Raw genomic sequence first — 19,281 nt, 5'->3', positions numbered from 1 at the left:
TAGTATAAATGGAATTAACTTCCAAAATAATTTTTAAGGTGCTTGTGAGGAAAGGGTGCTATATATGGTTAATATGCACCCTAATAGTGATTATTTTTTCGGGATAGATGTTCCCCAGTCCACGTAATCTTTAGGGGGCTCTAATTTTAGGATGAAATGCTGTTCAGGCCTAGCTTGTGGGGCTAGAGGCACTGACGGCGGTGTAGCAAGGGAAATACCGCCACGTACAAATTGCTTGAAAGTCCCGCTTTTGGCAACGCCACCGGTTAAACCAAATGAAAAGTTAAAACCGGAAGACTGCCAAAACTCGGTATTATTGCGAATAAGATATTGGTATTCCTTGCCAATACGTGTCGCAACATATACGCGATCGGAAAGCTCTCCCAAATAAAGACCTGTAACAACACCGACTTCTAGGCCCCTAAACAAAATAGGTGTACCAATTTGGATTGCGCCTACATCAATAGCATCAAGGTAAATAGTTAAGCCGTCTAGATAACGCGAGTCTGTAATATTGGCAGTTTGTAATTCAAATTGATAACGGCTTTTACTGTTACGTCCCGGTTCAGCACTGATATAAGGCTGCAATATGCTATCTAAATTATTTAAACCCGCAGGGGATAATTCAGGTGTTACCACAGCGAAACGACTTCCTAACCGGGTAAAGGTACTGACATATTCGGGGTATAGAATTGCTTTTGCTTGTACTTCACGTTTGTCAGATGACAATTTTAATGATTCAATTTGACCAATATTAATACCTAAATAACGGATTGGCATGCCTTCGGAAAGCTTTGATGCATCAAACGTGGTTAGCGTAATAATGCTTCCTATTGCCTTCGCAGATGTTTCATTTGGGTAAAGCGTGTGTTGTCGAGCAGTATTGGCGACGCCACCATCTAGGTTATCAAAGCTAATTGCACCGCTAATCGCTCGGCTCAGAGGCGCAGCTTGAACGGTTAAACCATTGCTATTAAGCTGAACTTTGGCGCCGCCTTCAGCCCAAAATACACTATTTTCTGTGAGTAAATGAAGATATTCATTTGAAATATTTACATTGATAGCAAACCCAGCTTTAGTTGGTTTAATGTCAATGATTTTGCCGACTGCAAATTGGCGATAAAGAACAATAGAACCGGCCTGAATGTCTGGTAGTGTCGTGGTATTTAGGGTGATAGTTGTAGGCGGTAAAGCGCCTAAAATACCCGCTTTTGCATTATCATCACTACGATATAAAGGAAAGGTTTCGGGAAGTTTATCTTGGCTTTGTCCAGCTATCAGGTGAATCCCGCCATCTAACCATTCTTGGGGGGTAGCGCCTTGGAATTGTAATCCATTAAGGCCTAATTGGATATCCACTCGGCTATTTGCAACAAATTTACTGTCTTCACGGACAAGATGCTGGAACTCATCATAGATTAAGATACTAAAATTCACTTTTTCAGTTGCCAGGTGACGCTGTAACACCTCACCAACTTGAATGCCTTTATAAACAATGGGCTGGCCTTTATCGACACCATAAGTGTCATGTGCCCAAAGTGTTAGCATGAGGGGGTCTTTACCGTCTTGTTCTGCAGTTTTGGCTATTTTTTTACTATCTTGCAGAACAAATTGTTGTCCTTCTTCTGCTTGAGGACTGCTTTGTGGTGAGTCAAAAGCAATGGCGCCATTTATCACAGCAGAAAGGCTTTCCATTTTTACACTGGCTCCAGATTTAAGGTCGAAGCTACCTTGTAACCCAGATACATTCCAAAACTGACTCTCTTTACGTACTAAGTGAGCATACGGTTTTTTGATAACAGCAGAAATGGAAACACCTTGGTTATCTGGCAAAATGGTATAGTCTGAAATATAACCAACAGGTACTTTCCGGTAATAAATCGGAGAGTTTTCGTTTAATGAACCTAAATCTGGCGCAGTAAGGTGAATAAGTAATTCACCTTTATCTATGTTTAGCTGCGGTGGCGTATCCTGTGCAACAAAAGAGAATTGCTCTGTTCCCGTGCTTGGTAACATACCAATGTAGTTCCCACCAACTAACGCATCAAGGCCAGAAACGCCTGCTAATGATGCCTTGGGGGTCACTAACCAAAATTTAGTTCCTGAATTCAAGGCTGGACGCATGTCTTTATTCACACTAGCAGTAACAATAATGGTTTTCATATTTTTACTGATAGCAACAGATTGCACCAAACCAACTTCAACACCTTGGTAGCGGATAGGTGTTCGGTTGGCAACTACTCCGGGTGCAGATGTGAACTCAATAGTAATATCCGTTCCTCGTTCAACCCAATGCTGAAACAAAAGCCAACCGGCAATGAAAATAGCGACTAAAGGCAAAAACCAGAAAGGCGAAATATGTTTGCGTTTACGTAATAGAGCTTCTGATATTTCTTCAGAGGGTTCACTTTGCGGGTTTTGATTTTCCATAAGAATCCCAAATTAAACGGCTATCTAACCACTCAACAGCCAAAATTGTTAAAATAACGGCTGTACCAAAATACAGTGCGGCAGGCCCCATAGTAAAAGACATCAATTGATCGCGATTAACGAGTGTCATCATCAAAGCAATGACAAATAAATCTAGCATGGACCAACGACCAATCCATGAAACAAACCTAAGTAATTTCATACGTAAAATAGGGTCAGTATTGCTTTTGAAGTGGATGGAAAACAGTAGCAATATCATAATAATAATCTTAATAAAGGGAACCAATATACTGGCGATGAATACAATAATTGCAATTGGCCAATTACCTGAATCAATTAAAGAAACGACTCCAGAATAAATAGTGTCCTCTAAACGTTGCCCATTGAGATAAAAAATAGAGATTGGCATTAAATTAGCAGGAAATAATAGCACCATGGCAGCAATTAGTGCGGCCCATGTTTTTTGTAAACTATGCGGTTCACGATAGTGAAGAGGGCGATGACAGCGTTGGCATTTTTCATTGCTAGTTGTAGGGCCGCAATAATGACATGCTGTACAGACCAGTAAGTTATCTTGTACTTTTTTATTATTAATGGGATAAAATTTGTTCCATAGCTCATCTAAGTTTATGTGGATGAGGATTAATATACTGAGAATAGACATGGTAATAAAAGCGATTAAACCATGTCCAATGAAAACACTCGCATAATCTTGCATTTTAATCGCAGCAATGCCTAGCGCGATAAGGTAAACATCTAACATAACCCATTCTTTAATGTGACTTAATACTAAAAGAATAGGCCGGAGATTCAAATTGATATACTGACCAATAGATAACAATAAAATCAAAATGGGTAATATTAATGGGGCTGCAATAGCACAAAAAGCCACTATACTGGCCGTAAATGGATCCCCTTGTTGATTAATTAAGCGAATACCTTCAATGACATTTGCATTGATTTGGCTTCCTAATAAGTGAATAGAAATGAGTGGTTGCCAAAATGCAATAGGGGCAAGCATCAATAAAGTGATAGCCAGTATTGATAAACGGTTGAGTGACCAAGAACGCCCATCATTAAGTTGACTAAAACAGCGAGGGCAAACAACAACTTGCCGTATGTTGAATCGAGGAGTTAGTAACTTCTGATCGCAATGATTACAACGTTGAAAAAGCAAATCAGTGTGATTAATGTGGTTCATATTGACTCATTTTAGTTGGTTACCTCGATGTAATCTAGTGTAAAAAAATTTACCTCAAAGTGACAAATTGGTAACCTTAGGGCTACGCTTACAAATATTTGATTAATTACTTGATTATTACAAGAAATAATTATGGATAAAAAGAAGTATTATCACGAACTTTCAGACAATCTCTCTGCGCTACTTGCAGGGGAATATGATTTAATTGCAACCTTAGCAAATACCAGTGCATTATTATATGACTGTTTAGAAGGGGTTAACTGGGCTGGTTTTTATCTCAGTAATGGGCAAGAATTAGTACTGGGTCCTTTCCAAGGTAAAGTTGCGTGTGTTCGGATCCCTTTTGGTAAAGGCGTGTGTGGAACAGCGTTTAGCAATAACCAAGTTCAGCGTATCGAAGATGTTCATGCATTCCCAGGTCATATTGCCTGTGATGCAGCAAGTAACGCTGAAATTGTCTTTCCTTTGGTAGTTAATGGGCAAATTATCGGGGTTTTAGATATAGATAGCCCAAATATTAGCCAATTCGACCATGAAGACGAAAAAGGGCTACAGCACCTTGTAAACCAGTTGTGTCAACACCTGGCAATGTGTTCTATGCCTAAATATCACTAAATAATGGTCAGTTAAATTAATAGTAACGTGGCAATTGTCAGCAACACGATTATAATGTCGGCTTGTTCATGCCCGTGAGGTTGGCAAAATCGTTGTTATCAGGAAATTTCATGGAAAATCAACCTAAGTTGAATAGTAGTAAAGAAGTTATCGCATTTCTAGCAGAGCGTTTTCCTCGCTGTTTTATCGCTGAAGGCGAAGCACGTCCGTTAAAAGTCGGAATTTTTCAAGATATCGTAGGGTGCTTAAAAGAAGAAGATGGTATTAGCAAAACGCAATTGCGTTCTGCATTACGCATGTACACTTCTAGCTGGCGTTATCTCTACGGTGTTAAAGAGGGCGCTAAACGAGTTGACCTAAACGGTGAAGATTGTGGTGAATTAGATGCAGAACATATTGCACATGCGCGCCAACAATTAGCCGAGGCGAAAGCTCGCGTTCAAGCACAGCGTGCTGAACAAAAAGCGCAAAAACGTCCAGTTGCACAAAAAACGGGTGATAAAACACCACGTACACAAGACGCAACTAAACAAAAAGCGCCTCGCCGCCGTCCAACAGACAATAAAGAACGCTCGCAAAATACATCAGCTAAAGCCCCTCGCCGTAATACACCTGCACCAGAGCAAAATCTGAAATCAGTGACTGACATCAACACACTCCAAATTGGTCAAACTTTGAAAGTCAAAGTCGGTACCAGTGTGATGGACGCCTCTGTTTTAGAAATTGCGAAAGATGGTGTTAGGGTTCAATTGCCAACAGGGCTGGCAATGATTGTACGCGCGGAACATTTAAAGTTCTGATACGGAGGTCAATCAGGTCATGAACAAACTTCTTAAAATTGCACTGGTGGTCAGCCTAGCGACTTTTGGCAGTGCAATAGCTAATACTCAAGCAGTGACTCCGGTCACTGCGGCTCAGTTACCAGTCTTAAAGCAGAGTGCACAGCACGGTACGGTGAGTGAGAGAGTGACATCTCGGTTCACTCGTTCACATTACCGCCAATTTGATTTAGACAGTGCGTTTTCTGAGAAAATATTTGATCGTTATCTTAATATGTTAGATTTCGGCCATAATGTTTTACTTCAATCCGATATTGACCAATATGCCAAAGATAAGGGCAAAGCAGGTCAGTGGCTTGAGGATGGCAAATTAGATACGTTCTATGACCTGTATAATCTGTCTCAGGAAAGACGTTTCGAGCGTTTTAAATATGCGTTGGCTCGTTTAGAGCAACCTATCGATTTAAATGCGACAGACTCCATTGAAGTTGACCGTTCTAAAGCACCGTGGCCTAAAGATAAGCAAGAACTTGATCGTCTATGGGACCAAAAAGTCCGTTATGACTGGTTGAATTTAAAACTATCAGGCAAAGATGATAAAGAAATCAAAGAAAAATTGACGAAACGTTATAATTTTGCGTTGCGACGTTTAACGCAAGCGCAAAGTGAAGATGTTTTTCAATTGATAGTTAACTCTTTTGCTCGTGAAATCGATCCACACACAAGTTATCTATCGCCTCGTAATACTGAACAATTCAATTCAGAAATGAGTTTATCATTAGAAGGAATTGGTGCGGTCTTACAGCAAGATGATGAAAATACGGTTATCAACTCATTGGTTGCTGGGGGCCCAGCAGCTAAAAGCAAAGAGCTAAAAGTCGGCGATAAAATTATCGGTGTAGGCCAAACGGGTAAACCTATTGTTGATGTGGTTGGCTGGCGGCTTGATGATGTGGTTGCTTTAATTAAAGGCCCGAAAGGAAGTAAAGTTCGGTTGGAAGTCGTTTCTGATACTAAAGGGGCGAAACCTCATATAGTCACCATAGTTCGGGAGCAGATCCGGCTAGAAGACCGAGCTGTCAAGCTGACAATAAAACAGCAAGGTAAAGATAAAATTGCTGTTTTGGATATTCCAGGTTTTTATGTTGGTTTAACGAATGATGTTAAAACTCAATTGCAAAACATGGCAAAAGATAATGTTTCCGCATTGATTATTGATTTACGTGGTAATGGTGGCGGAGCATTAACTGAAGCAGTCTCTTTATCTGGTTTGTTCATTCCACAAGGGCCGATTGTCCAAGTTCGTGATAACAATGGCCAAGTTCGCCAAGATATCGATGACGACGACGTTATTTACTATAAAGGTCCTCTCGTTGTTTTAGTTGACCGTTTTAGTGCATCTGCATCTGAGATTTTTGCTGCGGCAATGCAAGATTATGGTAGGGCGATGATTGTTGGTGAGCCGACATTTGGTAAGGGAACAGTTCAGCAACACCGTAGTTTGAGTCGTGTTTACGACCAAATGCTGAAGCCAGAATGGCCTTCCTTAGGTTCTGTTCAGTATACTATTCAGAAGTTTTATCGGGTTAATGGTGGTAGTACACAGCGTGAAGGGGTCACCCCTGATGTAGTCATGCCAACAGGCCAAGATCCCGCAGAAACGGGTGAAAGTTTCGAGGACAACGCATTGCCATGGGATAGCATTCCACCGGCAAAATACACGCCTGTTGGTGATGTTTCTTCTGATTTATCGTTAATAAAAACGCAGCATTTGGCGCGTATTAGCAAAGACCCTGAATTCAATTATATTGATGAAGACATTGCACGCTATAAAGTAAACAAAGAAAGTAAGAATCTTATTTCACTCAACTATGCTGAACGTCAAAAAGAAGATTCTGAAATTGAAGCGACAAAACTGAAACGTATAAACGAACGTAATACTCGGGAAGGCAAGCCGCTATTGAAATCAATTGATGATCTGCCAAAAGATTATGAAGGACCAGACCCATACCTTGATGAAACGGTGAAAATGGCGATCGACTTAGCGAATCAGCACACTAAGCTATTATCAAATAATAAATAATATCCCTCTTATTATTTGTCGGGTTAAGCCAGCATTAAGCTGGCTTAATTTTTGTGTCTTTTCAATACAATCTAAATACATACAGCAAAACAGAAACTGAACAATAACGTATTGTTAATTTGAATTTTTTTAGCAAGTATCCCCTAGATAGATGCAGTTTTATGCTGTGTTTACTTTATTTTTTAAAATGACTGACTGAAATTAATAATTAACTATAGGTTTCTTTACCTTTACTTAATTTATCCTAAACTTTTGGTATAGATTCCTTAGCAACGAGGCAATACCATGCGTAAATTATTTGTAGGATTAATAGCAGTGAGTGTAATGATGGTTGCATCTATTAACACAGCGAATGCAAGAAACTACCCTTGTTCTGGAAGTAAAGGGGGAATTGATCGTTGTGAAGGTGGTAAATTTATTTGTAATGATGGTTCTACGAGTCGCTCAGAGCAAGTGTGTACTATTGAACTAAAAAATGATATCAACAGCAAAGCGAAAGCCGCTGGTGCTGTGATTGGTGCAGGTGTTGCCAAGCAACCAAGTAAACCGTCTGTATCTGATTCAATAAAAAGTACGAGTGATAAAGCCGGCAAAACAGCTTCTGATAAAGCCAACAAGGCCAGTGACAAAGCATCTGGTACTGCTAAAACAGTAAAAGAAAAGGCCTCTAAAACAGCGGATAAAGAAGTTAAAGAGGTGAAAGAAAAAGCGCCTAAAGCCAAAGATAAAGAGTCAGCTAAAGCAGTAAAAGAAAAAGCGTCTAAAGCCGCAGATAAAGAGTCGGCCAAAGCAGTAAAAGAAAAAGCGCCTAAAGCCGCAGATAAAGAGTCGGCCAAAGCAGTAAAAGAAAAAGCGTCTAAAGCCAAAGATAAAGAATCGGCTAAAACAGCAAAAGATAAAGTAACAAAATCGACTAAAGAAAAAACTAATTAGCCTTAGAACAAAACAACAGATCGAGATAGAACAAAATAGTGCCACTTAATGTGGCATTATTTTTTAATAGAATGAAAGTAAAAATGAATATTCATTCATTTGGTGAACAAAATGAGTGATAAGATAGATAAATACACTAAATTGCTTTTGGTGATTGACCAAACAGCTTTATCGTTTCAATTAAAATTAACTTTAAATTTAAATGGTTATTAAATGAACCTTTAAAAACAAATGGTTAAATTTTTATCGTAAGAAGTTATAATTTATTTAGATTATGATAATGAGTTTTTAGCATAGCTATGTAAAGTTATGTTATTTTTTAGGGTTTTCGCGTTAATGCACTTGAAAAAGTGTGAAAAAACCTTATTTATAAAGTAAATTCTACGTATATTTGTTTTTACCAAGGAATACATAAAAAATGATGAGAATTGCTTTATTCTTACTCACGAACTTAGCGGTTATGTTTGTGTTTGGGATAATCCTAAGCTTAACTGGGATCCGTGGTAGTAGTGTTCAAGGTCTGATGATCATGGCTGGTCTATTTGGCTTTGGTGGTGCTTTCATATCACTATTAATGTCTAAATGGATGGCGCTGAAATCAGTCGGTGGCGAAGTTATCGAAACTCCACGTAACCAAACGGAACAATGGTTAGTCTCAACCGTTGAGCGCCAAGCACAACAAGTTGGCATTCAAATGCCACAAGTGGCTATCTATCATGCGCCAGATATCAACGCGTTCGCAACAGGTGCCCGTCGAGATGCTTCACTTGTCGCGGTGAGTACTGGGTTATTAGAAAATATGAGCCGTGATGAAGCGGAAGCGGTTATTGCTCATGAAATTAGCCATATTGCCAATGGCGACATGGTGACGATGACTTTATTACAAGGTGTCGTGAATACGTTCGTTATCTTTATTTCGCGTATAATTGCACAGGTTGCGGCAGGTTTTATGTCCAACAGTGATAACGAAAGTGAGAGTAGCAATGGTAACCCAATGGTTTATTTCGCGGTTTCTATGGTGCTTGAAATCGTATTCGGTATTTTGGCGAGCATCATCACTATGTGGTTCTCTCGTTATCGTGAGTTCCATGCGGATGCTGGTTCGGCGAAATTAGTTGGTCGTGAAAAGATGATAGCTGCTTTGCAACGGTTAAAAACGAGCTATGAGCCACAAGAAGAAGGCCGTTTGATGGCGTTTTGTATTAATGGTCGTGGTAAAGCATTTAGTGAGTTATTTTTATCACACCCGCCATTAGACAAACGTATTGAAGCATTGCGCTCAGGTGAATATTTAAAGTAGCCGAGATAATGAGTCTAAGTTAGCTTTATACAGACAATAATTTTAGCATCTGCCCAGTAATAGTTTAATTACTGGGCATTTTTATTGATACAATATGTAAAATATATTCCCTCAAAATACTCATTCGTATCTAACAAACTCAATCTTAATTTCGATTCGCAATTAATTGTATTAATAACTGTAATCGATAAACCACAAGTGAGCTTACTCACAATCTTCTACTTTAAATGATGAATTATTGAAATTTAATTCGCTTTTATGCCACTTTTAATCTTTATTAAATTGATAAGAAATTGTTATTAATTTGATTGCTTTGTTAATTAATACGAGTTAATTGGGGGTAGGATGGATTTGATAACTACGTGGTTAAGTGAACTAAATGGGGTGGTATGGGGAGTACCAATGCTTATTGGGATCTTAGGCGTTGGTATATATATGCAAATCCGGCTCGCATTTTTACCGATAAGAAAAATTGGAACAGGTTTTAAGTTATTATTTCAAAAGAACGAATCACGCGGTGAGGGGCAAATATCACCTTTTAATGCATTAATGACAGCGTTATCAGCAACTATCGGTACGGGGAATATTGCCGGGGTTGCGACGGCAGTTGTCATGGGCGGGCCTGGCGCATTATTTTGGATGTGGATGACGGCATTGGTAGGAATGGCAACAAAATACTCTGAGGCTGTGTTAGCTGTTCGTTTTCGTGAAGTGGATAAATATGGCCAGTATATTGGTGGGCCAATGTACTACATTAAAAATGGCTTAGGCCCTAAATGGATTTGGTTGGGAACATTGTTTGCCTTTTTTGGTGCATGTGCCAGTTTTGGTATCGGAAATACAGTACAAGCGAACTCAGTGGCAGATGTACTAGAAAGTAACTTTGGTGTGCATAAATGGTTGACCGCCGGGGTTTTAGTTTTATTAGTTGGTGCGGTGTTGATTGGTGGGCTGCAACGTATCTCTGATGTTGCAGGAAAACTTGTCCCATTTATGACCGTTGCCTATTTTGGTGCGGGTGTCATTGTACTTGGCATTTATTTTACTGAGATCCCTGCGGCACTTTCACTGGTTGTTACTTCGGCCTTTAACCCAGTTGCTGCCCAAGGTGGGTTTGCGGGGGCGGCAGTATGGGCTGCAATCCGTTTTGGGGTTGCACGAGGCGTATTTTCCAATGAAGCTGGTTTGGGTAGTGCACCTATCGCCCATGCCGCTGCAAAAACACAAAACCCTATTCGCCAAGGACTTATTGCGATGTTAGGGACATTTATTGATACTATCATTGTGTGTTCTGTCACGGGGTTAACTATCATTATAACTGGTGGGTGGTTGACTAGTGAAACAGGAGCGACATTAACCGCATCATCATTCCAAACGGCAATACCAGGTGGAAATTATATTGTTGCTATCGCATTAGCCATATTTGCATTTACCACTATTCTGGGTTGGAGTTTTTATGGCGAAAAATGTGTGCAATATTTATTTGGGTTGCGTGCGATAAAGCCATATAGAGTGTTATGGTTGATTGCTTTACCTATCGGTGCAACACAATCACTTGATTTTGTTTGGTTATTGGCAGATACATTAAATGCCATGATGGCGATCCCTAATTTGATTGCCTTGTTGCTGTTAAGCCCCGTTGTTTATCGGTTAACACGTGACCATATAAAAGATGTGAATGCAGACAGCATTGATATGGCAAAACAGTTCTACGACAACAAATCATAAACCAGCGATAATAAGCTTCATTTTAATAGTGAAGCTTATTATTTCGTCAATATCTCCCGTTATTCATCAATCTTCTCTATGGATAGTATGTAAATCATATATTTTTATAGGTAAAATCACGGAATTGCCTTAAATGCGCTATGCTTATAATAGATCGTGTAAACCATACGTATTTTATAAATTAAACAAGGGGATAGAATGGATATTCTTGAGAAAACGTTATTATTTGGTAATGATTTTTTGACAACGACAAACCCCGCTAGGTTAGTTCCGTTTAAATTTGAGATCTATCGTTCTGAGCAAGGTTTTTACCATCGGGTGTATAAGCAAGTTGGTATGTCAGGGGCTAACTTTGGACAAACGTTTCAAGTGTGGGCTTTTGAAGAGCAAAAAAGTTGGGATAAGCAAACCGACGATACAACAGTTGATGAATACATTCAGCATTGCCAAGATATTTATAAACGCAATAATACATAAGCTGTAGAAAAAAAAGCCCCCTTCATAGGGTTCTGAAGGGGGAGCTAAATGAATAAAGAATGGTTTAATTCATGAATAAAGATAGATGATTTTCACGATTAAAACTTAGTTATTTGTGCAGTTTAAACCACTTAACAGTAGGTATATCCTTAAAATAGCATTTATCGCTAAATAATCTATTGGCGATACCCTGTTTTTATCTGTTCTAACGTATTTTTGTAGGTTTCTGCTTGCTTTTCGTCTTCCATTTGTGCAATTTCGCGCTGCATCTTAATTAAGATTTTACCTGCATCCGCTTGGCCGATAGCTTTTAGCATATGTGTCAGTAAATTTTTAAGACAAGTCACTTCATCCGCTAAAGTATTAACGTTAGGTTCAGTTGGAAAATGGTTTTTCATTAAAGCGGTCCTTTGAGCATAAAAAATAATAGTGAGATTGTAGCATAGAAAGTAATGCGATGTGTTTTCAGATAACTGAATGTAATAAATATTCAGGTAAGTGGCTTAAATTTAAACAAATAGTTAAATGGTATAGTTGGGGAAATAAAAATAAGTAGGCATGATATTTTTCTTGCCAATAGATCAAGGGAACCTTTATGAGTAATGAAAAATTGTGATACAATTCACAAAAAAGTGTTGTTAGCAATATAGATTGCTCAGTAACGACTCAATCCTGTACTAAATACCAATATCCTTTCGCAGCATTTTTTACATACGGTTAAGCCGTTGGCATCTATTATTTGTGGGAAAGTGAAGGCTAAGAGAAATATGACGCAAGTTTCTAGAAAAACAGCTTGGATCCGTGTAATAGCATTAGCAGTTGCTGCATTTGTTTTTAACACAACAGAGTTTGTGCCTGTTGCATTACTCAGTGATATTGCAAAAAGCTTTGACATGACGGTCGCACATACTGGATTAATGATAACAATCTACGCGTGGGTTGTGGCTTTGATGTCGTTACCTTTGATGCTATTAACCAGTAAAATAGAGCGTCGCAAATTATTAGCTTTCTTATTTGTTATCTTTATTGTTAGTCACATCATTTCAGGGTTTGCGTGGAGTTTTGATATTTTAATAGCAGGGCGTATTGGTGTCGCTTTATCTCACGCAGTCTTTTGGTCAATTACGGCATCTTTAGCTATTCGGGTTGCTCCTGCGGGTAAAAAAGCTCAAGCACTTGGGTTATTAGCGACGGGAACGGCATTGGCAACAGTATTAGGTCTTCCTCTTGGCCGTGTAGTTGGGCAATTCTTAGGTTGGCGAGCGACATTTTTAGGTATTGGTGTTATAGCATTGTTCACTATGGTTGTGTTGATTCGCTTTTTACCACGCTTACCAAGTGAACATTCAGGCTCGTTAAAAAGTGTGCCGATGCTATTCCACCGGCCAGCACTCGTTGGAATGTTTGCGTTAACCGTTTTGGCAGTTACTGCGCATTTTACGGCTTACAGTTATATTGAACCTTTTGTTCGCGAAGTTGCCTTACAAAGCCAAAACTTTGCCACTTTACTACTACTGATTTTTGGTGGAGCGGGTATTGTTGGAAGTGTAATATTTAGTCGCTACAGCAGCAAATTTTCATTATCATTTTTACCTGCAGCAATCGCATTTATGACGATTTGCTTATTATTATTGATGCCATTAGGTAGAGATGTTTGGTCGTTGATTATGTTATCAGTGTTCTGGGGAATGGCCATGATGTGTATTGGTTTAGGAATGCAAGTTAAGGTCATTGATTTATCTCCAGATGCCACCGACTTGGCTATGTCAATTTTCTCTGGAATTTTTAACATTGGCATTGGTGCTGGCGCACTGTTAGGCAATCAAGTTATTGTTCATATGGGAATGACCCAGATTGGTTATATTGGCGGTGCGATTGGTGTCATAGCATTCATTTTGTGTGTCTATTTATTCAAGCGCTATAGTGAGTCTCTTAACGATAGAGTAGACGTTGCCGCAAATCACTAACTCGCATTCTCATCATGAAGTCGAGATGAAAGCTCTGTGTTATTTTAATGATAAACAGAGCTTTTTATCGTTATCTGAGTAAATAATCAAAAAAGTGATAAGTTTTATCATAACTAATTCTAATAACAAGGAAATATAATGAAGGGGCTGGGTTTTTTATTAATGTCTATTATTGCCGAAGTCATTGCAACGACAACACTGAAGGCGTCTGATGGTTTTAGTCGTTTTTGGCCATCGTTGATTGTTATTATCGGTTATGCAGTCTCTTTTTGGGGGCTTTCGCAGGTAGTAAAAATCATGCCATTGGGTATTGCTTATGCAATTTGGTCAGGTTTAGGGATTGTATTGGTTTCTGTCGCTGCAATTTTTATTTACAACCAAAAACTCGATTTACCTGCAATTATTGGTATGCTATTAATTATTATTGGTGTCTTAGTCATCAATCTATATTCAAAAAGCGGCGGGCACTAAGCGGTTATTGCAGAATGTTCAGGCAGCATCTTTGGAGAAGCAGGAAAATGAGGCATAGGGTTAATCAATTTTTTAAACCAGTACTAACAATGTTACTCACTGGGGCTATATCTGTCATGCTATCTGCGTGTGGTAGCTCAAACATAGATAACTCTGTGGAACATTCTGCGAGTCAATATGCCCAACAAGTGGTCAATTTAGGCCCTGGGGCACAAGAGGCCTGTGTTTCAGCGGGTGGGTTACCAGCGCTCACATTAGAATTAAATGGGTCACAAACAGCTGTATGCCAATTTGCGAATGGTAAACGTTGTGCTGTTGACATTATACAATCGGGTGCTTGTATATAACTCTTCTTTTTATGAAGTTAATTAACCTTTTATTAATCATTAATATGAGGTTAATTAACTATATGTATTCATTTAAATTAGTTTTGTTTTAATATTTATCTTTTCATTTATTGAGTTGTATTTTCATTTCTTATTCTTAAGTCGTCTAATTACGAGCATCTATTTAAGTGCTTATTTTAATTATTGATATTTAACGATGATATTACTAATATTAAATAACAAAGAATATTTTAGATAATTATAAAAGCACATATAAAGACATTTACATTTATTAAAGAGTAATGCCAAATGAAAAAGAAAATTGAAGAGTATGATGGCCCCGCTGCCGGTTGGGGGGCTGTAAAAGCAGTTGCAGAAGCATTACGTGGCCAAATGAAAGTAGGTCATGACATAATTGCGATGTTTGAAATGAATAAGGTAGACGGCTTTGATTGCCCTGGCTGTGCGTGGCCTGACCCAGTACATACGGCGTCATTTGATATTTGTGAGAATGGTGCAAAAGCAATTGCTTGGGAAGCAACATCTAAAAAAACAACGCCGGAATTTTTTTCTAAATATACCGTAACAGAATTACTTGAGTGGGATGATTTTCATTTAGAGGATGAAGGGCGTTTAACTCACCCCATGAAATACAATTCACAAACAGATAAATATGAACCTATCGAATGGGAAGATGCATTTCAACAAATAGGTACGCGTTTACAAAGTTATTCAGACCCAAATACTGTTGAATTTTATACATCAGGTCGAACTTCAAATGAAGCCGCATTCTTATATCAGCTACTTGCTCGTGAATATGGCACAAACAATTTCCCTGATTGTTCAAATATGTGCCATGAACCAACGAGTGTTGGTCTTGCTGACTCTATTGGTGTCGGCAAGGCGACAGTATTGTTGGACGATTTTGATAAAGCGGATTTAGTTATATGTATAGGTCATAACCCTGGGACTAACCACCCGAGGATGTTGAGCTCATTGCGTGAAGTTTCTAAACGTGGTGCTAAAATCATTGCCATAAATCCTTTAAGAGAGCGTGGTCTTGAACGTTTTACCTACCCGCAAGACGTGGTAGAAATGCTCACGTTAGAGTCTACTCCTTTAGCTGGACACTATTATAAAGTTCGTGTTGGTGGAGACACTGCGTTACTTAAAGGTGTGATGAAGTTATTGATTGAAAAACACCAAGCTGCAGTCGATGCAGGAAAAGAGCCTATTCTTGATACTGAATTTATATCAACTCATACACAGGGTTATGAAGCTTTAAAAAATGACTTACTGACAACGAGTTGGAAAGATATTTTAAGGGTTTCTGGCTTACCGCGTGAGTCTATCGAAGAGATTGCGGATCTTTATATTGAGGCAAAAAGTACCATTATTTGTTATGGCATGGGGATCACTCAGCACGAGCATGGTACGCAAAACGTTCAGCAACTCGTTAATTTATTACTACTGAAAGGTAATATTGGTCGGGAAGGTGCGGGAATTTGCCCTCTGCGTGGTCATTCGAATGTTCAGGGTGATAGAACCGTTGGTATTACGGAAAAACCGTCAAAAAGCTTTTTAGACAAAATTGAACAACGATTTGGTTTTAAACCACCAAGCGAATTTGGTCATGCAGCCGTCGCGAGCATGCAAGCCATTTCTGAAGGAAAAGCGAAGGCTTTAATCTGCATGGGCGGAAACTTAGCAGTTGCCATGCCAGATAAAGACGCTTGTTTTGCAGGTATGAAAAAGCTTGATTTAGCGGTGCACACAGCAACTAAACTAAATCGCTCCCATTTATTAACCGCTAAGCAGACATTTTTATTACCTGTATTAGGTCGCAGTGAAATAGACAGGCAAAGCAGTGGTGTGCAATGTGTGACCGTAGAAGACTCAATGTCGATGGTTCACGCTTCAAAAGGTTTACTTAAACCGTGTAGCCCTTATCTTAAATCTGAGTGTGCGATTATTGCAGGGATAGCTAAAGCGACAATACCGCAGAGTAAAGTTGAATGGGATGACTTTATCGGCAATTACGATTTAATTCGTGACGCAATGGAAGCGGTATTACCTGGTTTTGATGATTATAATGCACGCATTAAAATACCCGGAGGATTCCATCTGACTAATGCGGCTTCTGAGCGTCGTTGGTTAACGCAATCAGGCAAAGCTAACTTTGTACCGACAGAAGGTGTTATTGAAGACCCGAACTCAGCAGTTAACAGTGAACTCATTTTGGCAACATTACGTAGCCATGACCAATATAATACTACAATTTATGGATTAAATGACCGATATCGCGGTGTGTTTGGGCAACGAGATGTTGTTTTCATCAGTGGTGCAGAAGCCCAAAAACAGAAGTTACAAGCGGGAGATAAAGTGAATCTCATCGCATTAGACCGCGAGCAGAAACCAACAAAACGGCGTTTAGATAACCTCACTGTGGTGATTTATGATATGGCAGACCGTAGTGTTGCCACTTATTTCCCTGAAGCTAATAATTTAATTTCGTTGGATAATTTCGACCCGCAATGTGGTATTCCTGCGTATAAAAATATCCCTGTGAAATTAGAACGAGTCATTCAATAGGTTAATTTTATTACTTAGGAACCCCAAATGTTGAATATAACATTTGGGGTTTAAAGGCTATTTTTTGGCTGGGAAGAACTGGCTGATGATAACAATGATTGCAACTAAGAGATAAGCCACGAAGATACCAATTAACCATTGTGGCATATCAAGCCCTAAGAATGCCCACTGCCTAACGGCACAGTCACCCGTAGCTTCGAATACTGCTGGTACCCACTCTTGTAATGGTAACCAATCAGGGAAATTAACGAAGAAATCACATGATGCAAATGGTGAAGGATAAAGTTGTAGCATGGTATGTTCCCATGCAAGGTCTAAACCGCGCCAAGCAGAATAAACCCAAATAAAAATAGCAACCCAGCGTATGACCATGTTCCGTGGTGCTATCGCTCCAATTAAGCCAGCAACCATAATGCCAAGTAATGCAACACGTTCATAGATACACATAACACAGGGTTGTAGTTTCATAACATGCTGAAAATATAAAGCCGCGCACTCGAGCATAAAGGCAATAAATGCCATGAGTAGCCAAGCGCCTCTTCCTTGCGAACAGTAGTTAAAAAATCTGAACATACTTAGTATCCTAATTGAGTAATGCGCACATTTTGCCCCTATCGGCCCGATAAAAAAAGCAATTAAAGTGAAATAATGCAATTTTAGAGAGGGTTTTACCTAACATTACAATTAGCCGTATTGGTGCACGGCTAATTGTTTAAAGTATAGTTATTGTGCGAACGTAATCAACCCGATGCTTTCCATCCAATGTGTGATGGGAACTAGCCAGAATTCAACCCCTAATAGCCCAACAATGGTCATTACGAAGGTATATGGCAGTGCCATCCACACCATGCGGCCGTAAGATAAACGGATCAGAGGTGATAACGCAGACGTTAATAAAAACAAGAAGGCAGCTTGCCCATTAGGTGTTGCAACAGAAGGGAGGTTAGTCCCTGTATTTATTGCGACAGCTAATAATTGGTATTGTTCCGTTGATACTAAACCTTCATTTGCCGCTTTTAAGGCTTCAGTAATATAAACCGTCCCTACAAATACGTTATCTGACACGGCAGAAAGTAGGCCATTAAACAGATAGAACAATGATAATTGTGACGATTCAGAGGATTGCAACACAAACTGAATAAATGGAGTGAATAATTGCTGGTCAATGATTACAGCAACAATGCTAAAGAATACGGTTAGTAATGCGGTAAATGGTAACGCTTCCTCAAAGGCTTTACCCAGCGCGTGCTCCTCTGTGATACCACAAAATGCGGTTGTCAGTACGATGACGGATAGGCCAATAAGACCAACTTCCGCTAAATGGAAAGCAAGGGCGACAATTAGCCAAATACCAATTAAGCCCTGAATGACCAACTGCGCAAGATCTTTTTTGGTGCGTTTCGCCGTCAGTTTTTTATCGTGCTCAGTTAAAATCTGACGCACAGAGTCTGGAAGTTCAGCACCGTAGCCAAATAACTTGAATTTTTCCACAACAAAACAGACGACTAAGCCACAAATAAAAACAGGTATAGTGACAGGCGCCATGCGGATATAAAAGGTAATGAAATCCCAGTCAACATGTTTAGCAATGATGAGATTTTGTGGCTCACCAACCATAGTCATGACACCACCTAGCGCAGTACCAATACCAGCATGCATCATTAAACTACGTAAAAAAGCCCTAAATTGTTCGAGGGTTTGTTTTTGTTCTGCACTTTTAATGAAACCATCATTTTGCAAGTCTGTGTTGCTAGGTTGATTAGAGGCATATTGGTGATAGATAGAATAAAAACCAATTGAAACACTAATGACGACAGCAATAACGGTCAGTGCATCTAAAAATGCAGATAAAAATGCACTCGCCATACAAAAAGCAAGGGAAAGAATGCGTTTAGAACGCACGTTTATCAACAGTTTGGTGAATACAAACAGCAGCAATTGTTTCATGAAATAGATACCAGCTACCATAAAAATCAGTAACAAGATAACTTCAAGGTTATTGCTAATTTCATGTGAAATTTGTGCAGGGGTGGTCATGCCGATAATTACGGCTTCTATAGCGAGAAGGCCACCGGGTTGCAATGGGTAACATTTGAGAGCCATTGCTAATGTGAATATAAATTCAACAACTAATAACCAGCCTGCGACGAAGGGACTGATAAAATAGAAGATAATAGGGTTAATTATTAAAAATATAATAATTGCTAATTTGTACCAATCAGGCGAGTTTCCCAGAAAATTTTTCAAAAAAGCCGTTTTTAAACTAAAATCCATTATGGTTCGTTATCCTCTTTTATGCGGATGTCGTGTATTGTGCTATACATACTACTCTTATCTTTTACGGATTTTAAGCTTATTTGCTAATTGATAATGTATGAA

At 39.1% G+C, this 19,281-nt stretch carries 16 protein-coding genes; 11 read left to right on the top strand and 5 right to left on the bottom strand.

What is annotated here, in order from left to right; genetic code table 11:
* Nucleotides 1-90: 90 nt before the first annotated feature.
* Both PR683_RS04925 and yebS read right to left on the bottom strand, forming a co-directional pair.
* Nucleotides 91-2,430, bottom strand: a complete 2,340-nt coding sequence (locus PR683_RS04925) for a PqiB family protein (RefSeq protein ID WP_110731969.1) — start codon at nucleotides 2,428-2,430, stop codon at nucleotides 91-93.
* Complete coding sequence (gene yebS / locus PR683_RS04920; RefSeq protein ID WP_110731968.1) at nucleotides 2,405-3,631, bottom strand: membrane integrity lipid transport subunit YebS; 1,227 nt, start codon at nucleotides 3,629-3,631, stop codon at nucleotides 2,405-2,407. Before yebS ends, PR683_RS04925 begins: the two co-directional genes overlap by 26 nt.
* A 132-nt stretch (nucleotides 3,632-3,763) precedes the next feature.
* On the opposite strand from yebS, the gene PR683_RS04915 reads away from it, so the two are divergent.
* From PR683_RS04915 to PR683_RS04885, 7 genes are all read left to right on the top strand, one after another.
* Nucleotides 3,764-4,246, top strand: coding sequence for a GAF domain-containing protein (locus tag PR683_RS04915; protein ID WP_004911236.1), 483 nt, complete (start codon nucleotides 3,764-3,766; stop codon nucleotides 4,244-4,246).
* Between the two features lie 110 nt (nucleotides 4,247-4,356).
* Nucleotides 4,357-5,046, top strand: a complete 690-nt coding sequence (proQ, locus tag PR683_RS04910) for an RNA chaperone ProQ (RefSeq protein ID WP_004911233.1) — start codon at nucleotides 4,357-4,359, stop codon at nucleotides 5,044-5,046.
* 19 nt (nucleotides 5,047-5,065) lie between these two features.
* Nucleotides 5,066-7,108, top strand: coding sequence for a carboxy terminal-processing peptidase (prc, locus tag PR683_RS04905; RefSeq protein ID WP_004911231.1), 2,043 nt, complete (start codon nucleotides 5,066-5,068; stop codon nucleotides 7,106-7,108).
* 285 nt (nucleotides 7,109-7,393) lie between these two features.
* Nucleotides 7,394-8,041: a cell envelope biogenesis protein TolA gene (locus PR683_RS04900; RefSeq protein ID WP_198634846.1), complete on the top strand. Its 648-nt coding sequence runs from the start codon at nucleotides 7,394-7,396 to the stop codon at nucleotides 8,039-8,041.
* A 418-nt stretch (nucleotides 8,042-8,459) separates the two neighbouring features.
* On the top strand, nucleotides 8,460-9,341 hold the full coding sequence (gene htpX / locus PR683_RS04895; protein ID WP_004911228.1) for a protease HtpX: 882 nt from the start codon (nucleotides 8,460-8,462) through the stop codon (nucleotides 9,339-9,341).
* Between the two features lie 345 nt (nucleotides 9,342-9,686).
* Nucleotides 9,687-11,069 (top strand): alanine/glycine:cation symporter family protein, encoded by a 1,383-nt coding sequence (locus PR683_RS04890; RefSeq protein WP_272513442.1) that lies wholly within the window; start codon nucleotides 9,687-9,689, stop codon nucleotides 11,067-11,069.
* A 198-nt stretch (nucleotides 11,070-11,267) separates the two neighbouring features.
* Nucleotides 11,268-11,546, top strand: coding sequence for a hypothetical protein (locus tag PR683_RS04885; protein WP_004911225.1), 279 nt, complete (start codon nucleotides 11,268-11,270; stop codon nucleotides 11,544-11,546).
* Nucleotides 11,547-11,722: 176 nt separating this feature from the next.
* On the opposite strand, the gene PR683_RS04880 is transcribed toward PR683_RS04885, so the two are convergent.
* Nucleotides 11,723-11,944 carry a DUF2594 family protein gene (locus PR683_RS04880; RefSeq protein WP_102138673.1) on the bottom strand — a complete coding sequence of 74 codons (222 nt, stop codon included), beginning with the start codon at nucleotides 11,942-11,944 and terminating at the stop codon, nucleotides 11,723-11,725.
* Between the two features lie 369 nt (nucleotides 11,945-12,313).
* Here PR683_RS04880 and PR683_RS04875 point away from each other — a divergent pair, with 369 nt between their 5' ends.
* The 4 genes from PR683_RS04875 to PR683_RS04860 all read left to right on the top strand — a co-directional run bounded on the left by PR683_RS04875 (nucleotide 12,314) and on the right by PR683_RS04860 (nucleotide 16,902).
* On the top strand, nucleotides 12,314-13,513 hold the full coding sequence (locus tag PR683_RS04875; RefSeq protein ID WP_109913261.1) for a sugar transporter: 1,200 nt from the start codon (nucleotides 12,314-12,316) through the stop codon (nucleotides 13,511-13,513).
* Between the two features lie 138 nt (nucleotides 13,514-13,651).
* The gene (locus PR683_RS04870) at nucleotides 13,652-13,984 is read left to right on the top strand and encodes an SMR family transporter (protein ID WP_004911220.1); all 333 of its coding nucleotides are present in this window, start codon (nucleotides 13,652-13,654) and stop codon (nucleotides 13,982-13,984) included.
* A 47-nt stretch (nucleotides 13,985-14,031) separates the two neighbouring features.
* Entirely contained in the window at nucleotides 14,032-14,331 is a 300-nt protein-coding gene (locus PR683_RS04865) for a DUF333 domain-containing protein (protein ID WP_004911219.1), read from the top strand.
* Between the two features lie 288 nt (nucleotides 14,332-14,619).
* The gene (locus PR683_RS04860; protein WP_004911217.1) at nucleotides 14,620-16,902 is read left to right on the top strand and encodes an FdhF/YdeP family oxidoreductase; all 2,283 of its coding nucleotides are present in this window, start codon (nucleotides 14,620-14,622) and stop codon (nucleotides 16,900-16,902) included.
* A gap of 57 nt (nucleotides 16,903-16,959) precedes the next feature.
* Here PR683_RS04860 and dsbB read toward each other — a convergent pair whose 3' ends face one another.
* Complete coding sequence (dsbB, locus tag PR683_RS04855; RefSeq protein ID WP_164528804.1) at nucleotides 16,960-17,475, bottom strand: disulfide bond formation protein DsbB; 516 nt, start codon at nucleotides 17,473-17,475, stop codon at nucleotides 16,960-16,962.
* Nucleotides 17,476-17,625: 150 nt separating this feature from the next.
* Complete coding sequence (gene nhaB / locus PR683_RS04850; RefSeq protein WP_109913260.1) at nucleotides 17,626-19,176, bottom strand: sodium/proton antiporter NhaB; 1,551 nt, start codon at nucleotides 19,174-19,176, stop codon at nucleotides 17,626-17,628.
* Nucleotides 19,177-19,281: the final 105 nt, after the last annotated feature.

Origin of the sequence: Providencia sp. PROV269, from assembly GCF_028477785.1 — a bacterium.
Classification (GTDB): Bacteria; Pseudomonadota; Gammaproteobacteria; order Enterobacterales; family Enterobacteriaceae; genus Providencia; species Providencia rettgeri.
Note: the sequence above shows the minus strand (reverse complement) of the source record. Positions and strands in the feature narration are given on the sequence as shown.

Excerpts from the sequence above, each read along its gene's own strand:
- PR683_RS04925 (WP_110731969.1), bottom strand. The coding sequence starts at position 2,430 with ATGGAAAATCAAAACCCGCAAAGTGAACCCTCTGAAGAAATATCAGAA.
- yebS (WP_110731968.1), bottom strand. The coding sequence starts at position 3,631 with ATGAACCACATTAATCACACTGATTTGCTTTTTCAACGTTGTAATCAT.
- PR683_RS04915 (WP_004911236.1), top strand. The coding sequence starts at position 3,764 with ATGGATAAAAAGAAGTATTATCACGAACTTTCAGACAATCTCTCTGCG.
- proQ (WP_004911233.1), top strand. The coding sequence starts at position 4,357 with ATGGAAAATCAACCTAAGTTGAATAGTAGTAAAGAAGTTATCGCATTT.
- prc (WP_004911231.1), top strand. The coding sequence starts at position 5,066 with ATGAACAAACTTCTTAAAATTGCACTGGTGGTCAGCCTAGCGACTTTT.
- PR683_RS04900 (WP_198634846.1), top strand. The coding sequence starts at position 7,394 with ATGCGTAAATTATTTGTAGGATTAATAGCAGTGAGTGTAATGATGGTT.
- htpX (WP_004911228.1), top strand. The coding sequence starts at position 8,460 with ATGATGAGAATTGCTTTATTCTTACTCACGAACTTAGCGGTTATGTTT.
- PR683_RS04890 (WP_272513442.1), top strand. The coding sequence starts at position 9,687 with ATGGATTTGATAACTACGTGGTTAAGTGAACTAAATGGGGTGGTATGG.
- PR683_RS04885 (WP_004911225.1), top strand. The coding sequence starts at position 11,268 with ATGGATATTCTTGAGAAAACGTTATTATTTGGTAATGATTTTTTGACA.
- PR683_RS04880 (WP_102138673.1), bottom strand. The coding sequence starts at position 11,944 with ATGAAAAACCATTTTCCAACTGAACCTAACGTTAATACTTTAGCGGAT.
- PR683_RS04875 (WP_109913261.1), top strand. The coding sequence starts at position 12,314 with ATGACGCAAGTTTCTAGAAAAACAGCTTGGATCCGTGTAATAGCATTA.
- PR683_RS04870 (WP_004911220.1), top strand. The coding sequence starts at position 13,652 with ATGAAGGGGCTGGGTTTTTTATTAATGTCTATTATTGCCGAAGTCATT.
- PR683_RS04865 (WP_004911219.1), top strand. The coding sequence starts at position 14,032 with ATGAGGCATAGGGTTAATCAATTTTTTAAACCAGTACTAACAATGTTA.
- PR683_RS04860 (WP_004911217.1), top strand. The coding sequence starts at position 14,620 with ATGAAAAAGAAAATTGAAGAGTATGATGGCCCCGCTGCCGGTTGGGGG.
- dsbB (WP_164528804.1), bottom strand. The coding sequence starts at position 17,475 with ATGTTCAGATTTTTTAACTACTGTTCGCAAGGAAGAGGCGCTTGGCTA.
- nhaB (WP_109913260.1), bottom strand. The coding sequence starts at position 19,176 with ATGGATTTTAGTTTAAAAACGGCTTTTTTGAAAAATTTTCTGGGAAAC.